Here is a 17,434-nt window from a genome sequence, read left to right as displayed (position 1 = left end):
GCAATCAGCCGGGGTTCTAAACCGGCGCGACAATTTACGGCCTTATTTGGCTTTTGCGGCGCGGCCAGTTCAGGCTATATTGAATATAGGCAGCTCGCCGCCGGGCCGGGTCTTTCTTACGTCTGGTTTTCCCACCACTATGGTGTCCTGCTCATGCCCACTAGTTGGGGCAGGAAGTGCGGTTCAGCGGCACCAACCGGCACTTCTGCCCGTCCGCGACGGCAAACTGCCGGTTGGCCCGCAAGTTCTAAAACACAAAACGGCTCCCCAAGTCCGGGGAGCCGTTTTATTATTTGCTTTCAGCCAACCGCTACTCCTGTTTCTCGCCGTCGCGGCCGCGGTTGCGGCGCGGCGCGCTGCCATAGTCGTCGTTTTCGCCCTCAGCCTTGTCGGGCCGGAACTGCTGGCGGGCGGCCGGCCCGTAGTTGCGGTTGCGCTCCTGCTGGGTGTAGTCGCCCTGGGCGGGCGAGCCGGCGCGGCCATTTTGGTCGCCCTGGCCACCGTTGCCATTGTCATACTCATCATTATAGGAGCCGCCGCGCGAGCCGTAGCCCTGCTGGCTGTCGCCCATGTGGCTGCGGCCGTAGCCGTTGCGTTGGTCGCCGGTGTTGTAGTTGGCCTGGCCGCCGCGCTCGTCGCGGCCGTGCCCGTAGCCGTAGCCTTCGGTGGGGCGGCGGCGCGGGTCGCCCTGCTGGTCCTGGGCCGGGCCGCCTTGCTGCTGGCGGCCCCGCTCGTCGGCGCCGCTGCCATAGCCATCCTGGCCCTGGTAGCCCTGCTGACCGTAGCGGCCCTGGTCATCATCGCGGTGGCCGGCCCGGCCGCCACCGCTGCCTTGGTTGTCGTAGCCGCCGCGCGACGAGCGCTGGTCCTCGTCCTGGTTGCGGCGCTCGTAGCCGGAGCCGCCATAGTTCTGGTTGGGGCGCTGCTCGCGGCCCCGGCCGTAGCCGTAGTCGCCACCCCCGATGCTGGACTGGCCGTAGTCGTTGGCGTAGCCGAGACCGGGGCGGCCGGGCCCGGCGCCGTTGTCATTCTGAAAATTAGCGCGGCGGTCGTCGCGGTCAGGCTGGTTGCGGTTATCCTGGCGGTTGCCGCGGCCGTCGTCGTAGCCGCGCTGCGGCGGCTGCGAATAGCGGTTGTCGCTGTCCGGGTAGCCACTGCGACCGGCGCCGTAGTTGCCCGGGTTACGATTGCCGTAGTAGCTGTCCTGGTCGCGTTGGCTACGTTGGTCATAGCCCGCTGCCTGGCGCTGCTGGTCACTGTAGCCGTAGCCGCCGGCGTGGCGGGGGTCGTAGCCTTCGTTGGGGCCGTAGTAGTGGCCGCCCTGCTGGTTGAAGCCGTGGCGGTCGTAGCCGTGGTCATTGTAGCGGTTTTGGTTTCCGTAGCCACCATTGCCACCCTGGTTTTCCTGATTACTGCCCTGATTGCCGCCCCGGTAGGGCTGGCCGCCGCGCTCGTCGCGGCCGTCGTAGTCGCGGTAAGCGTTGTGCTGCGGGCCGTAGCGGCCGGGACCGCCGTAGTAGCGGTCTTCGGCCGAGTTGCGGTTTTCAAAGTCCAGCTCGCGGTACTGGTTGCCGTAGCCGCCGTGGGTGCCGCCCTGCTGAGCCGGGGCGCCAAACTCGCCCCGGCCGGCGCCGCTCACCTGGTTCTGGTAGCGCTCCTGGTCCTGGAAGCTGGTCTGGACGCTGTTGCCGAAGTTGCCGCCGTAAGTATCGGGCTGGCGGCTGTCGGAGGAGGCTTCCGGCACGGCCTTGCGCGGCCGGCCGGGGGTAGGGCTTTTCGCGTCGGCCGATTTGCCCGCCTGCGGGGCGCCGTCCTTGGGCTTGTTGGGGGTGCCGGGCTTGCGGCCACGACGGCCGGGCTCGGCGGCCGTCACATCGGCCGGGCCAGCCTCCTTGTTTTCCTGCTGGTCGCCTGCGCCTTCCGCGGTGCCCCGGCCGACGCTCATTGCGGAGGCGACCAGCGACTGGCCGGAGGCCGGCGACCTGGGATTCTGCGGGTCAGCGGTGCTACTGCCGGCAGCGCCAGGCTGCATGGCGGGCGTTTCGGCCTGGGTAGCGCTGTTGGCCAGCTTGTTCTGGGCGTTTGCCTCAGCGTTGCCGGCAATATCATTGGAGCCAGTGTTCTGGTTTTGTTCTTCGCTTTTCATAAAGACGGGGCTAAGAGTGGCAGGAGTGGGACAAGGGAGTAACTGGACAGCTTAACTATACGCCGGCCCACAAGCGAAGTTTTTAGACATCTTCCTCAGCGCCTGGCACCCTGGCGCCCTACCCCCCCGTTGGCCCGGCAGCCGCCTGGCGGCCCGTATCTTCGGCCCCGTTTTATCCCAATCAGGCTTACCCCATGCTCACCGGCACTGTCAAGTTCTACAACGACGCCAAAGGCTTCGGCTTCCTCATCGCCGACGGCACGGGCGAGGAAATCTTCGTGCACCACACCGGCCTCATCCACGAGATTCAGGACGGCGACCGGGTGCGGTTTGTCATTAAGGCCGGCAAGAAAGGCCCGAATGCCGTCGATGTGGAGCGGATTGTGGAGCGGGGGTAGGGGTGCGTAGGGACGGGGCTCGCCCCTGCCCGTTCGTTCGGGTAGCATCCAAGCGGCGCCAGCGTTCGGGCGGGGGCAAGCCCCGCCCCTACTTGCCCACTTTGGCTACGCGCAAGCCCACGGCCATCAGGCCGGGCAGCTGGCTTTGGCGCATGTACTGCTCCATAGTCAGGGTGTAGGCGCCGGGCTGGGCAAACTTCAAGTTAGGCAGGGCCAGCACCTGGTGGTCGAAGATGTCGCCGGTGCCGCTGCCGCGGGGCTCCCCGGTTTTGGGGTCCATGAGGGTTATTTCGTGCAGGCGCGGGCTGCCCACGGGGCCGGCCGGGCCAGTGAGCGTGTGCTTGAGATAAAGATTGTAGTAGCCGTAGGCCGAGGCGTTGCGCACGTTGAAATACAGGTTGTAGCGCGCCGCCGTGTCCTGAATCTGGAACGTGAAGCTGGGCTTCTGCTGCACGTCCCAGGAGTAGTCTTTAAAGTCGGTATTTTCCTCAAATACCCGGTTGGGGTCGCAGGCGGCTAGCAGCAGCGGCAACACCAGCACTAATAAATACTGGCGCGTCGGCCGCTGCTTTTTCTTGGTCAAAATCAACGGATTGTCGGGCATAAGCTAAGCCCCGGCCGGGCCGGGTGGCGGGGTAGAAGGAGCCGGCGAGCCAGCGCTGCCGCTGCCATCAGGACGCGGGCCCCGCCGGTTGCGCCCGCCCCGGTTTTCATTGCGCGGCTCGCTCCGGTTTTCACCGCGCGGCTCCCGGCCCTCGCGGCTCTCCCGGCGCGGCTCGTTGCCGTCGCGGCGGCTGCGGGGCTCGGCAGAGCTGCCTTCGGGGCGGGCACCGGGCGCGCCATCTGGGTTAGCCGGGCGCGTGGCGCGTGGGGCATCGGCGCCGGGGCGGTTGAAGTTGCCATCGGCGCGGCGGCTGCCTTCGGGGCGGGCGAGGCGCTCAGGGCGGTCGGGGCGGTTGCCCTCGGCCGGGCGGCCTTCATTCGGGCGGCGGGGGGTAGGGATTTCCCCGTCGGGACGGGGCGCGTCGGGGGTAGCAGTGCCCGCTTCGGCGGCGCCGCTGCCACGGTTGCGGCCCCCGCGCCGGTTGAGGGGGCGGGCGGCGGCACCGCGCCGGCCGCGCTGCTCGGCGCTCTCGGCCTCGGTGGGCAGGCCGGGCCGGGCGTCGGCGGGCGGCGTCAGGCCGGGCGTGGCCACGGCATCGGGGGCGGCAAAAGCCTCGTGCGGGAAGCCCGGCGCCGGGCTGGGTGCAGCGCCAGGGTTGGCGGCAGGGCCGGCGTCCGGGTGGGGCTGGCGCGGACGACCATCGGTGTCGCGGGGGTTGCGGCGGGCAGGGGGGGTAGGGCGGCCATCGGCGGCGGCGCCCTCGGGGCGGCCAGCGCCGTCGCGGCCGTCCTTTTTCTTGCGCTTGCTGCGCTTGCCAGATTTGATTTTGTCGTCGAGGCGGTCAAGCGAATCCTCGACCATCGCCGTGACTTCGGGCAGGATTTCGGCTTCCGGGCGCGGGGCCAGCAGGTTGTCAATTTTCTCGCCGCGCTTGTTCATTTCCAGCAGCTCGCGCACGCGCTCAGTGCTGAGCATCACCCAGTTATTATCGCCTTTGAAGGCAAACCACATACGGCGCCGGAAGATATCGGTCTTCTGCAAAAAGGCCTCGCCGCGCTCGGTTTGCAGCGGGCGCTGCACGCTCGGAATATCCTTGAGCGCATCCATGTACGCGTCCAGCTCATAATTCAGGCAGCACTTGAGGCGGCCGCACTGCCCGGCCAGCTTCTGCGGGTTCAGGCTCAGGTTCTGGTAGCGGGCGGCGGTGGTGCTCACGGTCTTGAAGTCTTGCAGCCAGGTCGAGCAGCACAGCTCGCGGCCACACACGCCGATGCCGCCGATGCGGCCAGCTTCCTGGCGCAGCGAAATCTGGCGCATCTCAACCCGCACCCGAAACTCATCGGCCAGCCGGCGGATGAGGTCGCGGAAGTCCACGCGGTCTTCGGCCGAATAGAAAAACAGGGCCTTGGTGCGGTCAGCCTGGTATTCCACGTCCGAAAGCTTCATGCGCAGGCGCAGCTCGCTGACCACGGCGCGGGCCCGGAACATGGTGCCGTTTTCGAGGTCGCGCACGGCCTGCCAGCGCTCCTCATCCTCCGGCGTCGCCACGCGCAGGATGCTGCGGATGTCCTTGGAATCCGTGGCAACCTTCTTTTTGCGCATCTGTAGGCGCACCAACTCGCCCTTGAGCGAGACGTGGCCCAGGTGCCAGCCCGCGCCGGCCGCCTCCACTACTACGGCGTCGCCGGTGACGAGCGGCAGGCGCTTATCATTCCTAAAAAACTCCTTGCGGCCGCCTTTAAAGCGGATTTCAGCGATGTCAAAGCCCTGAAAATTGTCGGGCAGCTCCACGTCCTGGAGCCAGTCGAATACGTTGAGGCGGGTGCAGCCGGAGCTACAGCCACCCTTGGAGCCGCAGCCGCCCACCTTGCCCCCGGTTGAGGATGAGGTCGAGCAGCCGCCGCCAGTTGAACAAGTTGAACAAGCCACGGGTAACGAATAAATATATTGGTGAGGCGGAGAAATAGCATTCCGCACGAAAAGTCGGTTCCTAGCAAAGATAAGCATAACCAGGGCGGGGCAGTTCCTCCCCAACCCTACCCCCAGCCCGGCCGCCAAGGCACTTTTTAACTGAAATTTTAACAAGCATTCAATTTATAAAATACTTGCTTACCCGCGTTCGCCGGGCCGGTCTTCCTACCTTTGTCCCGATGAAAAATACCTACCTCGTCATTATGGCCGGCGGCATTGGGAGCCGGTTTTGGCCCTTTAGCCGCACCCATCACCCCAAGCAGTTCCATGATGTGCTGGGCGTCGGGCGCTCCATGCTTCAGGTTACAATGGACCGCTTTGCCGGCATCTGCCCGCCCGAAAACGTGTTCGTGGTCACGAACCGCGACTACGTGGGCTTGGTGCAGCAGCACCTGCCGGCGCTGCCGCCCAACCAGATTCTGGGCGAGCCTATTGGCCGCAACACCGCGCCCTGCATCGCCTACGCCGCCTACCGCATCGCCCAGCGCGACCCGCAAGCCACGATTATCGTCTCGCCCGCCGACCACGCCGTGGGCCGCGAAGACGAGTTTCGGCGCGTCGTGCAGCTAGCCATCGATGGCGCCCGCGCCCACGACGTGCTCATCACGCTCGGCCTCCATCCCTCGCGCCCCGACACCGGCTACGGCTACATTCAGTACATGGACGGCGCGGCCCACAAGCTGCCCGGCACGGAGCTGTTCAAGGTCAAGACCTTCACTGAAAAGCCCAATCCGGAGCTGGCGCGCATGTTCGTGGAGAGCGGCGACTTCCTTTGGAACTCCGGCCTGTTCGTGTGGCGCGCCGATGTAATTCTGCATGCCTTCCGCCACTACCTCAGTGACATTGCCGAGGTGTTTGATGAGGGCGCTGACCAACTCGGCACCGACCAGGAAGAAGCCTTTATCAGCGAAGCCTACTCGCGCTGCCGCAACGTGAGCATCGACTACGGCATCATGGAAAAGGCCGATAACGTGTACGTGCTGCCCGCCGAGTTCGGCTGGAGCGACGTGGGCACCTGGGACTCGCTGCACCGCCTTGGCCAGCCCGACGAGCACGGCAACGTCATCAACGGTGAGGTGATGCTCTACGACACGCGCGACTCCATCATCAAGACACCCACCGAGCGGCTAGTTGTGGTGCAGGGCCTCGACGGCTTCATCGTGGCCGAGTATGACAACGTGCTGCTCATCTGCAAGCGCACCGAGGAGCAGCGGGTGAAGGAGTTCGTGGCCGACGTGAAGGCCAAAAAGGGCAATGGATTTCATTAGGCGGCTAGTTAACCTCACCCCCTACCCCTCTCCAAAAGAGAGGAGAGCCACGGCAGCACGACAGATACAAAAAAGCCTGCTTGACGGCGGGTTTTTTTATAATTGGCTTACCAGCGCATCCAACGCAAGAATTGGTCGAACTTTTCTATTCCCGCCTCAACTGGATACTTCCTGTGAAACTCTGGCTGCCCGTGCACCTGCTCTGTAGCATAGTAGTCAAAATAGAAAACCTGCTCCTGACTATCAAAATCTATATGAAGCTCCTCCTGCCTTGAGCGTCTTGACTTATAAATACTCACTTTGAGCGTAGCGTGTGAGGTATAAGCAAACAAACGAGTAGATACCCCCGACGAAACAATGTACTGCACTAATGCCAGCATTTCGTGGCCCCAGCCATAAGTGGTGAGGTCTTCGTAATGGGCAATGATGTTGGCCCAGTCGTAGCTCTCATTCTCTCCACGTATGTGTTCTACCTGGTTCATAACCGCAGAATGATCACTGCGCCGCCCGCTGCCGGGCCACCTCAAACAGCATGATGCCCGCCGCCACGCCCACGTTCAGGCTCTGAATCTGGCCAATCATTGGGATGCGCAGGCGCACGTCGGCCAGACGCAGCAAGTCCGGGTCGATGCCATCTTCTTCCGAGCCCATGAGGATGGCGACGGGGCCGGAAAAATCGACCTCGGCGGTGCCCACGGCTGCGTCGGCCTTTTCGGTGCAGGCGATGATAGTCAGGCCCGACTGCTTGAGAAATTGAAGGGTGTCGCGCAGGTTGTTTTCGCGGCAGACGGGCAGCAGGTTCAGGGCGCCGGCCGACGTTTTGAGGGCGTCGCCGTTGATTTGGGCGGCGCCGCGGCCGGGCACCACCAGCGCCTGCACGCCCAGGCACTCGGCCGAGCGGGCAATGGCGCCGAAGTTGCGCACGTCGGTAATGCGGTCGAGCACGAGCAGAAACGGCGTTTTGCCCTCCTCAAACAAGCCTGCCAGCAAATTATCCAGCGGCGCGTAGCTGATGGGCGACACGAAGGCCACGGCGCCCTGATGGTTCTTGCGCGTCAGCCCGTCGAGCTTCTCGCTCGGCACCAGCGACACCGGCGCCCCAGCCTTACGGGCCAGGTCGGAGATGTCCGTGACCATGCTGTTTTTAGTGCCGCGCAAGAGGAAAATCTTGTCTAGCGTGCGGCCCGCGTTCAGGGCTTCGAGAATGGGGCGCAGGCCAAAGAGCATGTCGATGCTGCGGTCGGCGGCCGGGCGGTTCGGGTAGCGGGGCTTGTCGCCGAAAGGCGGCCGGTCGCTGCGGGTGCCGCGTGGCGCCGGGGCCAGGCCCATGTCGGCCAACTGCCGGCTTTCCTCGTCGCGGGCGGGCCGGCCGTCGCGCTCCTCATCGGCGCCGTAGCGGCGGACGCCGGGGCGGTCCGGGGAACGCGGCTTGGCCGGCACTTGGCGGTTCTGGCTGTCGTAAAAGCGCCGGCCGGGGCCTAGCGGTCGGTCGGGGCGGTCGTTCCGGTTCTCCATTGCTCCACGGCCGCATACCACAGAGCTTCATACTCGGGGCGGCGCACCAGTTCATGATAATCAGGAGCAAAGGTACTGGGTTTGGGCTGGAAGCTGAAGGTGACGGGCCCAAAGCCGGGCGCAGGCGCGCGGTAAAACCAGCGCTCCTCGCCCGTGGCCAGCCGCCGTACGCCCGCCGGCGGCCCCAGCACCACGTAGAGCAGCCCCTGGTCGGTAAGCCAGCCGGGCTTGTGAGCCGTGAACAGCTCGTTGGCCGCCTGCACCCGGCCGTAGTAGGTCCGAATCAATTCCCTACCCCGGCGCTGGTCGCCGCGCGCGGCATCGAGCCAGAAGCGGTCCACGGCCCGTTTAGGGTCGGGCGCGTTGGTCAGCTGCTGCCGCTCCTGGCTCGTGGTCAGGTAGAGCAGGCTCTCAATCAACTCGCGGGCCTGGCTCTGGCCCGGAAAATCGGGCGCCGCCGCCACCAGCACCGCCAGCGGGCGCGCCTCGGCATCGGCCCGCAGCGTGTAGAGGCCCGGCTCCGGCAGGCGCAGCTGGGTGCCGGCCGGCTCGGCCGCCGAATCCAGCACCGCCAGCGTGCGCGGCACTTGGGGCCGGCTGCCTGGTCCGGCGAAGGGGGGTAGGGCCGCCGTGGCCGTGGCGGCGTAGCGCCGCCAGCGAATCGGCAGCTCCAGCCCAAACTCAGCCACGCCAAATGGCTCGTTGGGCCGCAGGTAGCGCCGGCCCAGCGGCACGCCCACCGAATCGGTGAGCACGAACGAGCGATTTAAATCCGCCGCCCGCAGGCGCCGCCAGGCCGTCGTGCTGCCATCCTGAAACGCCCCTGGCTCGGCCGCGGCGGCGGTTTCTACTTGCAGCACCGTGCCGGCCGGCACCTGGGCGGCGGCCACGCAGCCCTCGGCCCAGGCGGCGCTACCCGTCTCGGGCGCGGCGGCGTGGCGGCGCAGGCCAGGCAGATTAATCTGCCAGAGCGGGGCGCGAGCATCGTAGCCGGCCCAGGCGGTGAGGCGCACTGGCCGGCCCTCAGCACCTACCGCGCCGCCGTCCGTCTGGTGCAGCAGCAGGCGCAGGCTGTCGCCCTCGCGGCGGGTGTCCAGCAGCAAGCGCGGCCCGGCGGGGCGGTAGAGGCCGGCAAACTCGGGGCGCGGCCCGGCGGCGGGCGCGGCGGCCAGCAGCGGCAGGAGCAGAAGGATAAGGCGCTTCATGTGTTTCAAAAGTAAGAAGCTCACCTGCGGGAAGGGCCGGTGCTACTCGGCGGCTTGCCCACTACCGGGCCAGGGAGGGGGGTAGGAAATTTTAGTAGCTTCTGCGTAACCAAGTACCTTCGCTACCATGAATTTTCGTCTCGACCGAACAGCTTTTCACGCGGGTACGCATGAGGAAGCCGAAGCCTACCACCGCCAAAACCAGCCCGCCACGCCAACTGAGCGGCTACGGGCAGCTGCGTACCTGAACAGCGTGGCCTTCAACTATGATGTGAACAACCCGCCGCGCCTCGACCGGACGGCCTTTTCGTGCCGGGCCCACGCGCACCGCCGCGATGGCTAACATCTTCAACGCCGACTTTCGGGATTTTCTGATGGCGTTGCGCCAGCATCAGGTGCGTTACCTGCTGGTTGGCGGCTATTCCGTCATCCTGCACGGCTATAGCCGCACGACTGGCGACCTCGACATCTGGGTTGAGAAATCGTTGGCTAACTACAATCAACTGGTGCACGCTTTTCACGCCTTCGGAATGCCAGTTTTCGATATGAGCACCGACAATTTCTTAAATCGGCCCGACTACGACGTGTTCACGTTTGGCCGCCCGCCGGTTGCCATCGACATCATCACGACCCTGAAAGGACTGGACTTTGCCGAGGCTTATCCCCAGGCCACGGATATGGAAGTCGAAGGTCTGACTGTCCGGCTCATTCACTACCAGCACCTGCTGCAAGCCAAGCGCGCCGCTGGCCGTCCCCGTGACCAGAACGACCTGGATAATCTGCTTGGCCGAAAATAAGAAAGGCCGGTCCGCAGTGTGCAGGCCGGCCTTTTTATTAGCACTTTCCTACCCCCCTACTGCTGCGGGTAGAACTGCTGCAACAGCCCGATGGCCTTCTGGCTGCGGGCCTTGTCGCCGACTTGCTCGGCGGCGCGGCCCACGCTGTTCAGTGTGACGAGGTAGCCGCGCTGGTCGTTGTCGAAGAGGGCGGCATCGGGGCGGGTGGCGTAGTAGGAGAGCATCTGGCTGGCGCGGTCGGTGAGCAGGTCCATGATTTGGTTGGCGCGGGCCTTCTCGCCACCGGCTACCAGGGCCGGCACGAGCTGCGGCGTGTACACGTCGAAGGGAATGGCTTCGTCGGGCATCAGGGCTAGGCACTTGACGGCTACTTCGCGGGCCTTGGCGGTGTCGCCGGCTTGCAGGTAGGCCGTGGCGAGGCGGGCAAACTTGTCGCGGTAGTTGGCCGGAAAGCGCAGGTTGTTTTCGTCGTAGAAGATCTTCGGGTTGTTCAGGCCGCGGTAGCTGTACTGCTGCATCAGTTTCTGGTAGTTCAGGTCCAGGGCCACGTAGCCCTCGTCGCCACGCGGGTCGTAGTTGGGGTCCTTGAACGGCAGCAGGCGGTAGGCCATGCCTTCCAGCTGAAAATACGGCTGGAGGTTCATGTAGTCGCTGGGGTTGATAGTGCTGGAGAAATAGATGGGCCGCTGCCAGTTGTTAGTGGCAATCATGTCGAGAATCACCAGGTTTTTCTTCTCAATCAAGCGCTTGCCCATGCTCCAGTCGAGGCGCGCGACGAGCTGCTTTTCGCGGCCCTTGGGCACGAGGCCCAGCTTTTTCACCGCCGCCGTGTCCACGTTCATAAAGAACTGGTTCGTGGGGTAGGTCGTGACTTCGGGGCCGCCCTCGCCGTACTGCTGGCGCAGGAGCGGGCTGGCTTGATTCACGAGGCCGATGAACTCATTCAGGTTCAACTCCTTCACGGCCGGGTTGGCGGCGTAGTAGAGCACGTCGTTGTTGCCCTGCACGTAGGCCTTGGCGTCCATGCTGATGGGCAGCGGGTCGGACTTGTAGGCCCGGCGCTTCATCTGGGCGATATACCAATCGGTGTTGAGGTAGCTGGTGACGGCCACGCGCACGTCGGTGCGGTAGCCTTCCACCTCCTGCACGTACCAGAGCGGGAAGGTGTCGTTGTCGCCGTTGGTGAACAATACCGCGTTGGGCGCGCAGCTATCGAGCAGGTTTTTGGCCGAATCAACCGAGTTGTAGCGGTTCGAGCGGTTGTGGTCGTCCCAGCCCTGCGCCACCATGATGCCAGGGGCGATGAGGCCCAGCAGCACGGCCGCGCCGGTGCGCAGCCCGTCGGCCTTGAGCACCGAGCGCAGCAAGTCCGCGATGCCCAGCACGCCCAGGCCAATCCAGATGGCGAAAGCAAACGTGGCGCCGGTGAAGGTGTAGTCGCGCTCCCGCGGCTCGCTCGGCGGCTGGTTGAGGTAGATGACGATGGCCAGGCCGGTCATCAGGAACAAAAGGCCCACGATGAGGGCGTCCTGCCCGCGCCGCCGGGCCTGGAAGAACAAGCCGAAGATGCCCAGAATCAGGGGGATAGCCAGGAAGTTGTTGCGGGCCATGCTCTGGGCCACGGGGGGGGGTAGGGAATTCCGGCCGGGGCTGAAGGGCGTGAGCACGCCGGCCTGCTGCACATCGGACTCACGCCCGACGTAGTTCCACATGAAGTAGCGCCAGAACATGTGGCCCATCTGGTAGCGCGCCATGAACGAGAGGTTCTGGCCCATCGTGGGCTTGGTTTCCTGCTGAATGTCAACCCATTTCTGGTACTCGGCAATCTGGGCCGGCTCGTAGGAGTAGAGACGCGGCAGGAGCATCTTGTCTTCGTCGCGGTACACGGGCTCTTGCTGGCGGGGTAGGATTTCGTCGTACTTGCCGGTGGCGATGTTGCGGGTGTAGCGCGGGGCGCCCTCGGCGTAGCTTTCGGGCTGGGCGTTGAACTGCGGGCCGTAGAGCAGGGGCCGCGAGCCGTACTGCTCGCGCTTGAGGTAACTCACGAACGAGAGCACGTCGCTGGGGTCGTTTTCGTTAATCGTGGGCTTGTAGTTGGCCCGAATCGGCACGATGAGGTAGCTCGAATAGCCAATCAAAATGAACAGAAAGCACAGCATGGCCGTGTTCAGCAGCTGGCTGCGCCGCTGAAACGAGAGCCGGAAGCCCAGATAGGTCAGGCCCACGAATACAATAAGGAAGACAATCAGCCCGCCACTGAAGGGCAGGCCCACTGAGTTCACGAAGAACACCTCGAAGGCGCCGGCCAGCGTGGGCAGGCCGGGAATGATGCCGACCAGAATAGAGCCGACGATAATCATGCTCACCACCAGCACGATAGCGCCGCCGCGCAGCGACGGATTTTTTGAGCGGCGGAAATAGTAAATCAACCCCAAAGCCGGCAGGGTAAGCAGGTTGAGCAAGTGTACGCCGATGCTCAGGCCGATGACGTAGGCGATGAGGATGAGCCACTTATCGGAGTCGGGCTGGTCAGCGCGGGCCTCCCACTTCATTATTATCCAAACCACGGCCGCCGTGCAGAGCGCCGACATGGCGTAGACCTCGCCCTCGACGGCGTTAAACCAGAATGAATCGGAGAAGGCGAAGGCCAGCGCGCCCACGGCGCCCGCGCCCAGAATCAGGAAAGTGTCGAGGCGGCTGGGCTCCGGCGTTTCGAGGCTGAAGTCGGGCCGCGCAAGGAGCAGCTTGCGGGCCAGGTGGGTGATAATCCAGAACAGAAACAAGACCGTGAAGGCGCTGCTCAGGCCCGAAAGGGCGTTAATCAGCACGGCCACTTTGGTCACGTCGCCGAACGAGAATAGCGACAAAACCCGGCCCAGCAGCAGAAACGTCGGCGCGCCCGGCGGGTGCGGCACCAGCAGCTTGTAGGCGCAGGCGATGAACTCGCCGCAATCCCAGAACGAGGCCGTGGGCTCCAGCGTGAGCAGATAGGTGACGAAGGCAATGGCAAACACGAGCCAGCCCACCAGATTATTCAGACTTCTAAAGGAACGCATACCAGGGCGCGGGGCGCCGGTTAAGGGAAGGATATCAGGGTCAAAAGTAGGCATAAAGGCCGGGCGGACAGCCGGAACCGGCGGCTTACCGGGGGCAACAGAGGCAGATGAAGCAGGGTGCGTGGCCATGATGGAAAGTGTCTTGCACGAAAAAAGCAGCCACCCAAGGGCGGCTGCTTTCACAATTGGTTGCAATCCGTCGCCGGCTTATTGCAGCGTCAGGCGCTTGGTGAGCACGGCTCTATTATCTACCAGCAGGCTGTAGAAATAGAGGCCGGCCGGCAAATCCGACAAATCGAGGGGTAGGCCGGTGGCGCCCATCAGCTCGGGGCGCAGGGCGATGGTGCGCACTTCCTGGCCGATGATGTTGCGCAGGCGCAGTTGGTAGTAAGGGCCCAGTTGCGGCCCCATCAGCCTGACGGTGATGAGGCCCTGGCTGGGGTTGGGAAACAGGCTCAGGGTGCCGCCACCCAGCGGCGGCACCTGCCCCTGACTCGTGGCGGGCGAACTGACAGCTGCGGCTGGCCGAAGGGGCGCCGCCACCCCGGAAACCATGCTTAGCAGTCCGCCGAGCAGCAGCGCCAGTTTCGTAAAGATTCTCATGACGTTAGGGCAGAAAAGAGGCCGCGTGAAGATAGGTGTTTTAGCGCCGCTGTCCCCGCATTGGCAAGCACCGTGCCGGGCGGCATCGGTATCATAGATGGCCGGCAGGCCCCGCTGGTTGCTTAGGGTTTGGGCAGCGGGTGGGGGGTAGGGCTTCAAGCAATGGGCTCAATCTCCGGCGCTCAGTCCCTTCAGCGGTAGCGAATCTCCTGGAGTCCGAACCGGCGCAGCTCGCCGGCTATGGCCACGGCCAGGCGGCCATCTTCGTCTACGCCCACAATTTGACCCGAAACCACGCGGCCCCCGACTTCAAAAAAGTGAGTTTCCTGATAGCGGTAGAGGGCCCGCAGGTACTGTTGGCGCAGGCTGCCCAACTGCCCGGCCCGCAACTGTAGGTAGCGCCGCTCCAGGCATTCGAGCAGGCGGGCGGCCACGGCCGGCAACTGGTAGCGGCGGCCAGTCAGCCGGGCCAGCGAGGTGGCCGTGGGCACGCCGAACTGCAGCTGATTTACGTTTAGTCCTATTCCGACTATGCTATGCTGAATTTTTGGGCCGGTCAGGGTGTTCTCCAGCAAAACGCCGCCCAGCTTTTGGTCGTGGAAATAGAGGTCGTTGGGCCATTTCACTTTTAGGGCCGGGCTGCTGCTCTCGCCGAGCAGGGCACTGGCCCAGTCGTGCAGAGTTAGGGCAACGGCCTGGCTCAGGGCAAACTGGGCGGGCGCGGCCAGAAAAGTAGGGTGGAGCACGACCGATAAGGTCAGGTTTTCGCCGGGCGCGGCTTCCCAGCGGTTGCCGCGCTGCCCGCGGCCGGCGGTCTGCTCGTCGGTTATGACAGTACAGCCCTCGCTGGCGCGGTTTTGGCCAACTAAAGCCTGCGCTTCGGAGTTGGTGGAAGGACAGTTGGGCAACCAAATCAGCTGCTGGCCCGTGAAGAATGTGTTGGGAGTAATCAGCCCCATATTTTTACCAAAACTACCCTTAGCGGCGGCCCGCCTTGCTTTTAGCGGCGTATCTTTAAGTTACTTAACGTTGTTTTTCGCCGTCCGGCGGCCAGTGGCGGCCGGCGCGCCCAAACTTACCCCTCCCCTATGAAGAGCACCTTGGTCCGGCAGGATTCGGACACATTGGCAGAAGTAGTCGTACGCGGCATTCAGGAGAAAAAAGGCCTTGATATCGTCGTGCTGAATTTAAAGGAATTAAAAAATGCTGTTGCCGATTATTTTATCATCTGCTCGGCCGGTTCCGACACGCAGCTCGACGCCGTGGCGCGCTCGGTGGAAGACGAGGTGCAGAAAGTCACTGGCCAGAACCCTTGGCAGAGCGAGGGCCGCACCAACGGCGAATGGGTGCTGCTCGATTACGTCGATGTCGTGGTGCACGTGTTTCTGCGCGACCGGCGTCAGTTCTACGCCCTCGAAGAGCTGTGGGGCGACGCCGACATCAGCTACATCGAAGCCGAGGCCGCGCCCGCTGCGCTAGGCCGCTAAAATCCGGCCGCTAAAATATGCTTTGCGGCCGTTCGTCAATGGCTTAGCGCGCCGGACCGTCATGGGTTCGGTGGCTGCCTTGGCAGGCCCGAATTGTGCGGGTATCGGCCCCAAACCATTCCCCAAAACCGGGTGTTCTAGCCCCATTATCCTATCGTCTTAGCTTTAAATCCTCATGTCGGATATCACGCCTAAAAAGAAAAAGCCGGGCTCGCCTACCCCTACCCCCCGGCCGGGGGCGCAGCTCTGGATTCTGGCCGGTCTGCTGGTGTTTCTATTCGGAATGTTTTATTTCAATAGCCTCAACCCCAGCCAGAAAATTAATCAGCAGCGCTTCGAGACCATATTACGCGCGGGCGACGTGAGCGAAATTACGCTCATCAACGAGAAGGTAGTCGAGGTAAAACTCAAGCCGGAGGCGTTGCGCAAACCGGAGTACCTGCCGGAGTTGACCCGGCGCGGCCCGCTCGGCACGGCAGCGGAGCGTGGCCCGCAGTTCTACTTTCCGGTCGTTGATGCCAAGCAGTTCAAGGAAGATTTGGACAAGGCGCAGGTGGCTCTGGCGCCGGAGCAGCGCATTCCGCTCAACATTGACACCCGGCAGAGCTACGTGGACCTGCTTAGCACCTGGGGCTTCACAATTCTGCTCTTCGTGGGCTTCTGGTTTTTGATGCGCCGCATGAGCAACGCGGCGGGTCCGGGCGGCCAGATTTTTAACATTGGCAAGAGCAAGGCGGCCTTGTTTGAGGGTGGTGATAAAGTTAAAATCACCTTTAAAGACGTGGCCGGCCTCGAAGAAGCCAAGGAGGAAGTGCAGGAGATTGTCGAGTTTTTGAAGAATCCGAGCAAGTTCACCGTCCTGGGCGGCAAGATTCCGAAGGGCGCGCTGCTGGTAGGTCCTCCTGGCACCGGCAAGACTTTGCTGGCCAAAGCCGTAGCGGGTGAGGCCGACGTACCGTTCTTCTCGCTCTCAGGCTCTGACTTTGTGGAGATGTTCGTGGGCGTGGGTGCGGCCCGCGTACGCGACTTGTTCAAGCAGGCTAAGGCCAAGGCACCCTGCATCATCTTTATCGATGAGATTGACGCCGTGGGGCGCAGCCGTTCGCGCGGCTCGGTGCCCGGTGGCAACGATGAGCGGGAGAACACCTTGAACTCGCTGCTGGTGGAGATGGACGGCTTCGGCACCGATTCCGGCGTTATTATCCTGGCCGCTACGAACCGGCCCGACACGCTGGACTCAGCGCTGTTGCGCCCCGGCCGCTTCGACCGCCAAATCAGCATCGACAAGCCCGATATCAACGGCCGCACCGAGATTTTCCAGGTACACCTCAAGCCGCTAACGCTGGGCCCCGACGTGGACGCCAGGCGCCTTTCAGCTCAGACGCCCGGCTTTGCCGGCGCTGAGATTGCCAACGTCTGCAACGAGGCCGCTCTGATTGCGGCCCGCCGCGACAAAAAAATGGTCACCGACCAGGACTTCACCGACGCTATTGACCGCGTGATTGGTGGCCTGGAGAAAAAGAACAAGATTATCTCGCCCGGCGAAAAACGCATCGTGGCTTACCACGAGGCTGGCCACGCCATTGCCGGCTGGTTTCTGGAGCATACCGACCCGCTGGTGAAAGTGAGCATCGTGCCGCGCGGGGTAGCGGCGCTGGGCTACGCGCAGTATTTACCCAAGGAGCAGTTCTTGTACAACACCGAGCAACTGACCGATGAAATGTGCATGGCTTTGGGTGGACGCGCGGCCGAAGAGTTGGTGTTCGGTAAAATCTCGACCGGCGCGCTCAGCGACCTAGAGCGCATCACCAAGATGGCCTACTCTATTGTAACGATGTACGGCATGAACGCCAAGCTCGGCAACGTCTCCTTCTACGACTCGAAGGGTCAGAATGAGTACGGCTTCAGCAAGCCTTATTCGGAAGCCACGTCGCAGATGATTGACGAAGAAGTACGCAACATCATTGACCAGGCTTACACCCGCACTAAGGAACTGCTCGTCGAGCGCCGCCACGAGTTGGAGCTGGTGGCCAAGGAGTTGCTGGAGAAGGAAGTACTGTTGCAGGAAGACCTGGAGCGGCTGGTGGGCAAGCGCCCCTACGGCGGGCAGACCAACTACCAGGCTCACATGGCCGGCACCGACCGCAGTGAAACCGCTTCGGAGGTGAAAGGCGAGCAGGTGGCCGCCGGCAAGCTTGGCAATGACCTGCCCGATTTGCACCTGCCGGGCCTCGACAATGGCAGCAGTGGCAGCGAAGCGGCAACGCCCTCAGGCTCGGCGGTAGCTGGGTTGTAAAAGTGGTCTTTTAGTTAAAAAGTGAAAAGCCAGCTTCTCTGTAGAGGCTGGCTTTTTTGCGTATTGCGCCCTGTTTCCCTACCCCCCT

Annotated in this window: 15 protein-coding genes; 6 read left to right on the top strand and 9 right to left on the bottom strand. The window is 63.5% G+C overall.

Going from position 1 to position 17,434, the window contains the following annotated elements; translation table 11 throughout:
• Positions 1 to 310: 310 nt before the first annotated feature.
• On the bottom strand, positions 311 to 2,146 hold the full coding sequence (locus tag ACFE70_RS01345) for a hypothetical protein (RefSeq protein ID WP_375415902.1): 1,836 nt from the start codon (positions 2,144 to 2,146) through the stop codon (positions 311 to 313).
• A 194-nt stretch (positions 2,147 to 2,340) separates the two neighbouring features.
• Here ACFE70_RS01345 and ACFE70_RS01340 point away from each other — a divergent pair, with 194 nt between their 5' ends.
• Positions 2,341 to 2,544, top strand: coding sequence for a cold-shock protein (locus tag ACFE70_RS01340; protein ID WP_375415901.1), 204 nt, complete (start codon positions 2,341 to 2,343; stop codon positions 2,542 to 2,544).
• Between the two features lie 88 nt (positions 2,545 to 2,632).
• Here the strand turns inward: ACFE70_RS01340 and ACFE70_RS01335 are convergent, their stop codons facing one another.
• Both ACFE70_RS01335 and ricT read right to left on the bottom strand, forming a co-directional pair.
• Complete coding sequence (locus tag ACFE70_RS01335) at positions 2,633 to 3,148, bottom strand: gliding motility lipoprotein GldH (RefSeq protein WP_375415900.1); 516 nt, start codon at positions 3,146 to 3,148, stop codon at positions 2,633 to 2,635.
• A 3-nt stretch (positions 3,149 to 3,151) separates the two neighbouring features.
• Positions 3,152 to 5,077 (bottom strand): regulatory iron-sulfur-containing complex subunit RicT, encoded by a 1,926-nt coding sequence (gene ricT / locus ACFE70_RS01330; RefSeq protein WP_375415899.1) that lies wholly within the window; start codon positions 5,075 to 5,077, stop codon positions 3,152 to 3,154.
• A 221-nt stretch (positions 5,078 to 5,298) separates the two neighbouring features.
• Here ricT and ACFE70_RS01325 point away from each other — a divergent pair, with 221 nt between their 5' ends.
• Positions 5,299 to 6,387 (top strand): mannose-1-phosphate guanylyltransferase, encoded by a 1,089-nt coding sequence (locus ACFE70_RS01325; RefSeq protein ID WP_375415898.1) that lies wholly within the window; start codon positions 5,299 to 5,301, stop codon positions 6,385 to 6,387.
• Positions 6,388 to 6,494: 107 nt separating this feature from the next.
• On the opposite strand, the gene ACFE70_RS01320 is transcribed toward ACFE70_RS01325, so the two are convergent.
• The 3 genes from ACFE70_RS01320 to ACFE70_RS01310 are packed head-to-tail and all read right to left on the bottom strand — an operon-like array spanning position 6,495 to position 9,107.
• The gene (locus tag ACFE70_RS01320; RefSeq protein ID WP_375415897.1) at positions 6,495 to 6,869 is read right to left on the bottom strand and encodes a hypothetical protein; all 375 of its coding nucleotides are present in this window, start codon (positions 6,867 to 6,869) and stop codon (positions 6,495 to 6,497) included.
• 13 nt (positions 6,870 to 6,882) lie between these two features.
• Positions 6,883 to 7,902, bottom strand: a complete 1,020-nt coding sequence (gene rlmB, locus ACFE70_RS01315; protein WP_375415896.1) for a 23S rRNA (guanosine(2251)-2'-O)-methyltransferase RlmB — start codon at positions 7,900 to 7,902, stop codon at positions 6,883 to 6,885.
• Entirely contained in the window at positions 7,866 to 9,107 is a 1,242-nt protein-coding gene (locus ACFE70_RS01310; RefSeq protein WP_375415895.1) for a GWxTD domain-containing protein, read from the bottom strand. The genes rlmB and ACFE70_RS01310 overlap by 37 nt, the downstream gene beginning before the upstream one ends.
• 127 nt (positions 9,108 to 9,234) lie before the next feature.
• Between ACFE70_RS01310 and ACFE70_RS01305 the strand changes: the two genes are divergently transcribed.
• A complete protein-coding gene (locus tag ACFE70_RS01305; protein ID WP_375415894.1) occupies positions 9,235 to 9,450 on the top strand; it encodes a hypothetical protein in 216 nt (71 codons plus the stop codon).
• Complete coding sequence (locus ACFE70_RS01300) at positions 9,443 to 9,904, top strand: hypothetical protein (RefSeq protein WP_375415893.1); 462 nt, start codon at positions 9,443 to 9,445, stop codon at positions 9,902 to 9,904. The genes ACFE70_RS01305 and ACFE70_RS01300 overlap by 8 nt, the downstream gene beginning before the upstream one ends.
• Before the next feature lie 56 nt (positions 9,905 to 9,960).
• Here the strand turns inward: ACFE70_RS01300 and ACFE70_RS01295 are convergent, their stop codons facing one another.
• From ACFE70_RS01295 to ACFE70_RS01285, 3 genes are all read right to left on the bottom strand, one after another.
• Entirely contained in the window at positions 9,961 to 12,960 is a 3,000-nt protein-coding gene (locus ACFE70_RS01295; protein ID WP_375415892.1) for a protein O-mannosyl-transferase family, read from the bottom strand.
• A gap of 207 nt (positions 12,961 to 13,167) precedes the next feature.
• Entirely contained in the window at positions 13,168 to 13,563 is a 396-nt protein-coding gene (locus ACFE70_RS01290) for a T9SS type A sorting domain-containing protein (RefSeq protein ID WP_375415891.1), read from the bottom strand.
• A gap of 191 nt (positions 13,564 to 13,754) precedes the next feature.
• The gene (locus ACFE70_RS01285; RefSeq protein WP_375415890.1) at positions 13,755 to 14,522 is read right to left on the bottom strand and encodes a biotin--[acetyl-CoA-carboxylase] ligase; all 768 of its coding nucleotides are present in this window, start codon (positions 14,520 to 14,522) and stop codon (positions 13,755 to 13,757) included.
• Between the two features lie 129 nt (positions 14,523 to 14,651).
• Here ACFE70_RS01285 and rsfS point away from each other — a divergent pair, with 129 nt between their 5' ends.
• Together rsfS and ftsH are read left to right on the top strand one after the other, a co-directional pair.
• Positions 14,652 to 15,050: a ribosome silencing factor gene (rsfS, locus tag ACFE70_RS01280; RefSeq protein WP_375415889.1), complete on the top strand. Its 399-nt coding sequence runs from the start codon at positions 14,652 to 14,654 to the stop codon at positions 15,048 to 15,050.
• A gap of 175 nt (positions 15,051 to 15,225) precedes the next feature.
• On the top strand, positions 15,226 to 17,346 hold the full coding sequence (gene ftsH, locus ACFE70_RS01275; protein ID WP_375415888.1) for an ATP-dependent zinc metalloprotease FtsH: 2,121 nt from the start codon (positions 15,226 to 15,228) through the stop codon (positions 17,344 to 17,346).
• Positions 17,347 to 17,434 lie beyond the last annotated feature (88 nt).

The organism is uncultured Hymenobacter sp. (genome assembly GCF_964243305.1).
Lineage (GTDB): Bacteria > Bacteroidota > Bacteroidia > Cytophagales > Hymenobacteraceae > Hymenobacter.
Note: the sequence above shows the minus strand (reverse complement) of the source record. Positions and strands in the feature narration are given on the sequence as shown.